Raw genomic sequence first — 6,927 nt, forward strand, 5'->3', positions numbered from 1 at the left:
CACCGAGGTCGCGACCGACGAACGTCCTGATCCGCTCCCACTCCACGGTGGAGCGGGCGTGGGCGAGGAGAGGAGTCTGCTTGCCGGCGCGCAGGTCGCTGGTCGCGCTCTTGCCCGTGCGCGCCGGGTCGCCGAAGACGCCGAGGAGGTCGTCGACGAGCTGGAAGGCGATGCCCAGCACCCGTCCGGCCTCGCCGAGCCGCCCGACCGTCGCGTCGTCGGCGCCGGCGAGCACGGCCCCGGCCTGCAGGGGCAGCGCGAAGGAGTAGGCGCTCGTCTTCTGCTCCTCCATCGCCAGGCTCTCGGGGAGCGACGCGGTGCCGGTGCTGAGCGAGAGTCGTACGTCGGCGAGCTCGCCGGCCGCCGTGGTGTGCAGGGCGGCGTCGAAGAGGTCGAGGAGCCGGTGGGTGACGTCGGGCGGGGTGCCGCAGGTGGCCACGGCGCGGATCGCCGCTGCCAGCGCGAGGTCTCCGGCGAGGATGCCGGCGGTGCGGCCCAGGGCGTCGGCCTCCTCGGGAGGGGCCCCGGCCGCGACGGCGTACCCACGGAAGGTGCCGCTCACGTTGGGCCGACCGCGGCGCACGTCGTCGCCGTCGATGACGTCGTCGTGGATGACCAGGGCGGTGTGGAGCAGCTCGACCGCGGCGCCGGTCTGGGCCGCGGCGGCGGACGCGGTCCCGCCGAGGGCGTCGTGGGCGGCCGTCACCAGGGCCGGGCGGAAGCGCTTGCCGCCCTCGGTGGCCGCGGTGAGGGCGTCCCAGAGCCGGGCGTGGTCCGGATCGGTCGCGGCCGCGCGGACCCGCCCCTGCTCGAGGAGCCGGCGCAGGGCCTCGTCGGTGTTGAGTGGGCTCACTCGTCCTCCAGGGGTGTGACGCAGTTGGACAAACCTATGCAAGACTGCCAAGAAAATCTAGGCAACGTGAGGAGGTTGGCGTCACATGACCGCATCTCGGGACACCTTGTTGACGATCGGTCGCCTGGCCGAGCGCACCGGGGTGCCGCCGGCCACGCTGCGCAGCTGGGAGCTGCGCTACGGGTTCCCCTCGCCGGTCCGGCTGGCCGGAGGGCACCGCCGGTACGCCGACTCCGACGTCGCCGCCGTGCTCGAGGTGCTGCGGCACCGGGACGCCGGACTCGCACTGGAGGCCGCGGTACGGCGTGCCACCACCACGGCCCTGCAGTCGAGGTCGGTGTACGCCGAGCTCCGGCGTGGGCACCCCGGGCTGACGTCCCAGCTGCTGTCGAAGGCGAGCCTGCTCGCGATCAGCCGCGCCATCGAGGACGAGTGCTGCGCGCGCGCCGAGGAGCCGCTGCTGTTCGGCGGGTTCCAGCGCGACGCGTTCCTGCGCTCGTCCTACTCCCGCTGGGTGGAGCTGGCTCGCACCGCGCGGACGGCCGTCGTCTTCACCGACCTCGCCGCTCCCCAGGAGCCGCGGCCGGGCCTGCCGATCGAGGTGCCCCTCCCCCGCGACGCCCCCCTCAACCGCGAGTGGCTCGTCATCTGCGACGCCCCCGACCTGCCCGCGTGCATGGCCGCCGTCGAGCGCCCCGGCCAGGAGGGAGTCGCAGACTCCCGGCGCCGGTTCGAGGCGGTGTGGACGGTGGACCCCCAAGCGGTGCGTCACGCCAGCCGGGTGGCGGCGGCGCTGGCCGACGAGTACCGGCCGGGTTGGCGCACCACGGAGCTCACGGCGCTCGGTGACGAACCCGCGCCCGCCTCGGCCGACCTGCGCCGGGCGTCCGACCTGCTGAACCGCATGATGGGCTATCTCGCAGCGGGTCACTGACCCCCGGCGAGGATCTCGTCGGTGGCGTCGTCGGGGCTGCCGTCGAAGTACTTCTGCAGGACCTCGGCACAGAGCGGCTCCTCCGGGTCGGCGCGCAGGAAGAGCGTCATCGACGAGCGCAGCTTCATGGCGTCCGTGGAGCCGAAGACCTGGTCGGCCGACCTCCCGTCGAGGTCGAGGATCGTCCGGCAGCACTCCCGCAGGCGAGCCCCCAGGACCGGGTGGGCCAGGTAGGCGCGGGCCTCGTCCAGGCCCTTGACGGCGTAGAACCGCGCGGTCTCGCTGCGCCCCAGTCCCTCGACCTGCGGGAAGACGAACCACATCCAGTGGCTCGCCTTGCGGCCGCCGCGCAGCTCACGGAGGGCCCGGTCGTAGGTGCCGCCGTCGTCCTGGGCACTCACGAAGCGTCGGAGGTCGGGGCGGGTCTCGGAGGAGTCCATGCAGCCTTCGTACCCCGTCGCGCGCTCGCCAAGCACCGAGCCCCTTCGCGCACGTGCGCGAGCTCGGGCACCCGCGGCACCGGGCAGACTGCGGGCATGTCACCGGCCCCGCTGGACCTGTCCCCCGACGACTTCGCGGCCCTTGCCGCCCGGGTGAGCGAGGAGGCCACCCGACATCTGCGACAGCTCGACTCGGGGGTCATCCAGCCCGCGACCACGGGGAGCGAGAGCCTCGACCTGTTCTCCGGCCCGGTCCCCGAGGTCGGCATGGGGCCGGCCGCGCTGGACGCGCTCGGTGAGGTGAGGCGGCACAGTCGGGCGGGCAACGGTCGCTTCTTCGGCTACGTCATGGGCTCCGGGGAACCGGTGGGCGCGCTGGGCGACTTCTTCGCGTCGGTCATCAACCAGAACGCGACGGCGTGGCGCTCCGGGCCGGCGACCGCGGTGATCGAGCGCACGGTGATCGGGTGGCTGGCCGACGCGCTGGGGTGCACGGGCTTCTCCGGCACCCTGACCAGTGGCGGATCGCTGGCCAACCTGATGGGCCTGGCGATGGCTCGTGAGGCGAAGGTGCCCGCCAACGACTCCGGGGTTGCCGGCGGTGTCGTGTACGCCTCCCGCGAGGTGCACATGTCCATGGGCAAGGCCGTCGCGCTGCTCGGCCTCGGCCGCGACAACCTGCGCCTGCTGCCCACCGACGCCGACCTGCGCCTGGACGTCTCCGCACTGCGCCGGGCCATCGCGGAGGACCGCGCCGCGGGGCGTGTGCCGATGGCGGTCGTCGCGAGTGCCGGCACGATCGTCACCGGGTCGGTCGACCCGATCGCGGAGGTCGTCGAGGTCGCCAGGGCCGAGAACCTCTGGGTCCATGTGGACGGGGCGTACGGCGCCCCGGCGGCGATGGTCGAGCCCGACCTGTTCCGGGGGCTCGGCGAGGTCGACTCGCTCTCCGTCGACGCCCACAAGTGGCTGTACCAGCCGCTCGACTGCAGCGTGCTGCTCTACCGCGACGCGGGTGCGGCGCGGCGTGCCTTCTCGCTCACCGACGACTACGCCGCCTCACTGAGCGACGACCCCGTCGAGGGTCAGGTGTTCTTCGAGGAGACCGTGGAGCTGTCGCGACGGGTGAGGGCCCTGAAGCTGTGGCTCTCACTGCGCTACCACGGCCTCGCGGCCTTCCGTGAGTCCATCGCCGGCAACATCGCGCAGGCGCGCCGGCTGGCCGCCCTGGTCGACGAGGAGCCGGCCCTGGAGCGTCTGGCCGAGGTCCCCCTGTCGGCGGTGTGCTTCCGCTGGATCGCCGGAGACCCGGCCGGCCTCGACGAGGCCAACGCGGCCATCCTCGACCGGGTGAACCGTCGAGGACGGGTCTACCTGTCCAACGCCACCGTGCGCGGTCACTTCGCGCTTCGCGTCTGCATCACCAACCACCGCACCACCGACACTGATGTCGATGCGGTCGTCGAGGAGGTGCTCGCGTCCGCTTCGCTGGCCTGACGGCGCTCGGGGGATCAGTTGATGATCTCTCCGCGTTCGTCCGCCAGGATCGCCGCCAACCGTTCCCGCCACGCCTCGAGCGCCTCGGGGGTCAGCCGCGTCCAGTCGGTCACCTCACCGACCACCCGGAGCGGCTCCCGGCTGCGGTAGGACCGGGTGGGGTTGCCGGGAAACTTCTTGTCCGTCACGTTCGGGTCGTCCTCGAACGCCCCCGTCGGCTCCACGACGTACACCCGCGGAGCACCCTCGCCCGCGGCGAGCTCGGCGGCCAGCCCGGCACCGTCCGGCAGGGCGCTGAAGTAGATGTGGTTCATCACGACCTCGGGCCGGTAGTTCGACCGGAAGCCGGCCGTGAGGAGGTCGCCGACCCGCAGGTCGGCCTTGGTGCCGTGGAAGAACGGACCCTCGTCCGGCGCACCCCTGCCCCCGCCGGCATCCCCGGGCGCCGAGGCCGCCATCGAGGCGAGGGTCCGGTTCTGCTCGGCACGACCGCTCAGGACCTCGCGTTCCTTCTCGTTCCTGGTGCGACCAGCCGCCTCGGCGAAGGCCTCACCCGCCTCGGTGTGCAGCCCGGCCCGCTCGAGCAGGTCCCCGCGCACGCTCGGCACGAGCGGCGAGCCGCCGAGGGCATCCGGGTCCAGGTCCTCCAGCACGGCCAGGCCCGCGTCCGGGCCGAACGCCCGTCCGTGGGCGACCGCCCGGTTCACCTCGACGACCGGACCCGGAGCGGCCCCGGCCAGGACGTCGTACAGGGCGGCGATGCGGCGCCAGCTCGTGTCCTCGGCCCGGGGCGCGCGCGCGTGCTCGGCGGCGATCGAGGCCTGCAGGAAGTACCGCCCGACCGGCGTCCCACCGGCAGCGAGCCGCTCGGCCCGCTGCAGGGCGGCCAGTCCGCGCCGGATCATCGACCGGTCCCAGCGGCGGCGGTCCTGCGCCTCCAGCAGGACCGGCGCGCCGTCGTCGTCGAGCCGGGCTCCCATCCGCGAGCCCTGCAGCTCCAGCAGTGCCTGCAGTCCGAGCACCTCCGGCTCGTCGGGTGCGACGGCGGCCAGCATCCGTGCCAGCCTGGTCGCCTCCACCGCCAGGTCGGGCCGCATCCAGTCCGCGCCGGCCGTGGCGAGGTAGCCCTCGTTGAAGATCAGGTAGATCACCGCCATGACGTCGTCGAGGCGCGCCGTCCGCTCCGGGCCGGTCGGCAGCTCGAACTCGGCGTGGGCCTCGGACAGCGTCCTCTTGGCGCGCGAGATGCGTTGACCCATGGCGGACTCGGTGGCCAGGAACCCGCGGGCGATCTCGGCGGTGGTGAGTCCACCGACCAGCCGCAGCGTCAGCGCCGCCCGGGACTCCGCGCTCAGGCTGGGGTGGCAGGACAGGAAGATCAGACGCAGGACGTCGTCCTCGATGTGGTCGACCTGGCCGTCGAGGTCGGGCATGGCCTCCTCCTCTTCCGCACGGAGGGACTCGAGCTCGGCGACCTTGCGGCGCAGGGTGTCGGCGCGCCGGAAGTGGTCGACGCCGCGCCGCTTCGCCGTGGTCATCAGCCACGCGCCCGGGTTGTCCGGGACGCCGGTGGCGGGCCACTGCTCGAGCGCGGCGAGGAGGGCGTCCTGCGCAAGGTCCTCGGCGAGCTCGACGTCCCGGGTCATCCGGGTGAGGGCGCCGACGAGGCGGGCCGACTCGGCCCGCCACGCGGCGACGATGGCCTCGGTCGCGCCATCCGGACTGGTCTGTGCCGGCACGGGGCCAGCGTAGTGAGGTCCGATCAGGCGCCGGGCGCCTCGGGCCCGTCGGAGATCTGGCGCAGGGTCGAGATCACGGTGACCTCGGGCCAGTGCTTCGCGTGCAGCTCGGCGAACTCCTGGAGGTCGGCGACGGCCTCCTCCACGGTGTCGTACTGCATGATGCTCCAGCCGCCGACGACCTCCTTGGCCTCGGCGTACGGCCCGTCGACCCGGCTGACCTCGCCCTTGCGGACGATGTAGTTGACGGCGTCCTCCGTGCCGTAGAGACCGCCGCCGTCGAGGAACACGCCCTTGGCGGCGCGCTCGCCGATGTGGGCGTCCATCGCGTCGAACAGCGACTGCGGCGGCGTGCCCACGCCCTCTTCCATCCTGACGAATCCCATGAAACGCGGCATTGCGATCACTCCTGGTGGTTGCTGGTGAGTTGCTTCTCTCGCACGTACGTCGAACGGCTGCGGGTCTCTTCGACATCGACGACCCACCCATCTTCGGGCAGTCGGCCCCTGGAGCCCACAGGTGCGAGCCGGGAAGGAGCCGGGACTACGGTGACCCGGTGCCCCCCACCACGACGCTCGCCGAGCCGACCACCCGCAGCCGGGCGATGCGGTGGGGGGCGATCGCACTGCTCGCGCGGCCGGCGTACATCGCCTCCGAGCTCGTGGTGGCGGCGGCCACCACGGGCGGCTACAGCTTCGTGGCCGACTCCGTGAGCAGGCTCGGCGAGGTCGGGTGCTCGGCGGCGTACTGCTCGCCACGCCACGCGCTGATGAACGGCTCCTTCGTCGGCTTCGGGTTCCTGCTCGCCGGCGGCGCGGTGCTGCTCGCACGTCCCCTGGGGCGGTGGGTCACCGGGCTGCTGGTCGTGTCCGGGCTGAGCTCGGTGGCCACCGGGCTCGCGCCCCTCGACCAGGACGCCACCCTGCATGCGCTCGCGGCCGCGCCGCTGTTCGTGGCGCAGCCGATCGCCCTCCTCCTGCTCGGGGCACGGCTGCGGGAGACCCGGCCGCGGCTGGCGACGGGGCTCCTGGCGACGGGCGCGGTGACCGGCGCCGCGGCGGTCGCGTTCGTGCTGTCCGGGGACGGCCCGGTGTCCGGTGCCCTGGAACGGCTGGCGCTGTGGCCGGTGCTCTTCGGACTGGCGGCGTTCGCGTCCCGGGTCCGTGGGGGTCAGCGGCCTACTCGTGCGGCGGCAGGGTCACGACCTGCCCCGCGTAGCTGAGCCCCGCCCCGAACGCGATCAGCAGCGCCAGGTCCCCGGCCTTCGCCTCACCCTGGCGCAGCATGGCCTCCATGGCGAGGGGCACGGACGCCGCCGAGGTGTTGCCGGAGTCCACGATGTCCGTGGCGACCGCCACCGACTCGGGGAGCTTGATGTTGCGCGACAGGGTCTGGGTGATCCGCAGGTTGGCCTGGTGCGGGATGAAGGCGTCGAGGTCGTCCACCGAGACGCCGGCGCTCGCG

8 protein-coding genes and 1 pseudogene are annotated in these 6,927 nt (G+C 73.4%); 3 read left to right on the forward strand and 6 right to left on the reverse strand.

Translation table 11 applies throughout. From position 1 onward, the window contains the following. Positions 1–853, reverse strand: an 853-nt coding sequence (locus tag ACXJKL_RS10840; RefSeq protein WP_457207060.1) for a polyprenyl synthetase family protein, incomplete at its 3' end; no start/stop codon positions are given. Between the two features lie 85 nt (positions 854–938). On the opposite strand from ACXJKL_RS10840, the gene ACXJKL_RS10845 reads away from it, so the two are divergent. Further along, positions 939–1,787 (forward strand): DICT sensory domain-containing protein, encoded by an 849-nt coding sequence (locus ACXJKL_RS10845; RefSeq protein WP_457207061.1) that lies wholly within the window; start codon positions 939–941, stop codon positions 1,785–1,787. Here ACXJKL_RS10845 and ACXJKL_RS10850 read toward each other — a convergent pair. Next, positions 1,781–2,227 carry a DUF1810 domain-containing protein gene (locus tag ACXJKL_RS10850; protein ID WP_457207062.1) on the reverse strand — a complete coding sequence of 149 codons (447 nt, stop codon included), beginning with the start codon at positions 2,225–2,227 and terminating at the stop codon, positions 1,781–1,783. The genes ACXJKL_RS10845 and ACXJKL_RS10850 overlap by 7 nt on opposite strands. Positions 2,228–2,323: 96 nt before the next feature. Here ACXJKL_RS10850 and ACXJKL_RS10855 point away from each other — a divergent pair, with 96 nt between their 5' ends. Then, the gene (locus ACXJKL_RS10855) at positions 2,324–3,724 is read left to right on the forward strand and encodes a pyridoxal phosphate-dependent decarboxylase family protein (protein ID WP_457207063.1); all 1,401 of its coding nucleotides are present in this window, start codon (positions 2,324–2,326) and stop codon (positions 3,722–3,724) included. Positions 3,725–3,738: 14 nt separating this feature from the next. On the opposite strand, the gene arr is transcribed toward ACXJKL_RS10855, so the two are convergent. From arr to ACXJKL_RS10870, 3 genes and pseudogenes are all read right to left on the reverse strand, one after another. Continuing rightward, entirely contained in the window at positions 3,739–4,182 is a 444-nt protein-coding gene (gene arr, locus ACXJKL_RS10860; protein WP_457207067.1) for an NAD(+)--rifampin ADP-ribosyltransferase, read from the reverse strand. A 423-nt stretch (positions 4,183–4,605) separates the two neighbouring features. Further along, positions 4,606–5,463: pseudogene (locus tag ACXJKL_RS10865) on the reverse strand (RNA polymerase sigma factor); the annotation flags it as partial. A 23-nt stretch (positions 5,464–5,486) separates the two neighbouring features. Continuing rightward, positions 5,487–5,834 carry a YciI family protein gene (locus tag ACXJKL_RS10870; RefSeq protein ID WP_457207064.1) on the reverse strand — a complete coding sequence of 116 codons (348 nt, stop codon included), beginning with the start codon at positions 5,832–5,834 and terminating at the stop codon, positions 5,487–5,489. 185 nt (positions 5,835–6,019) lie between these two features. On the opposite strand from ACXJKL_RS10870, the gene ACXJKL_RS10875 reads away from it, so the two are divergent. After that, on the forward strand, positions 6,020–6,685 hold the full coding sequence (locus tag ACXJKL_RS10875; protein ID WP_457207065.1) for a DUF998 domain-containing protein: 666 nt from the start codon (positions 6,020–6,022) through the stop codon (positions 6,683–6,685). Here the strand turns inward: ACXJKL_RS10875 and ACXJKL_RS10880 are convergent. After that, positions 6,642–6,927: 3-oxoacyl-[acyl-carrier-protein] synthase III C-terminal domain-containing protein (locus tag ACXJKL_RS10880; protein ID WP_457207066.1), on the reverse strand; the 286-nt coding region annotated here is incomplete at its 5' end. The two genes, ACXJKL_RS10875 and ACXJKL_RS10880, sit on opposite strands and share 44 nt — an antisense overlap.

It is taken from the genome of Nocardioides sp. P5_C9_2, from assembly GCF_054049555.1.

Coding starts and splice junctions, on each gene's coding strand:
- ACXJKL_RS10850 (WP_457207062.1), bottom strand. CDS start 2,227: ATGGACTCCTCCGAGACCCGCCCCGACCTCCGACGCTTCGTGAGTGCC.
- arr (WP_457207067.1), bottom strand. CDS start 4,182: ATGGCGGCCTCGGCGCCCGGGGATGCCGGCGGGGGCAGGGGTGCGCCG.
- ACXJKL_RS10870 (WP_457207064.1), bottom strand. CDS start 5,834: ATGGAAGAGGGCGTGGGCACGCCGCCGCAGTCGCTGTTCGACGCGATG.
- ACXJKL_RS10855 (WP_457207063.1), top strand. CDS start 2,324: ATGTCACCGGCCCCGCTGGACCTGTCCCCCGACGACTTCGCGGCCCTT.
- ACXJKL_RS10845 (WP_457207061.1), top strand. CDS start 939: ATGACCGCATCTCGGGACACCTTGTTGACGATCGGTCGCCTGGCCGAG.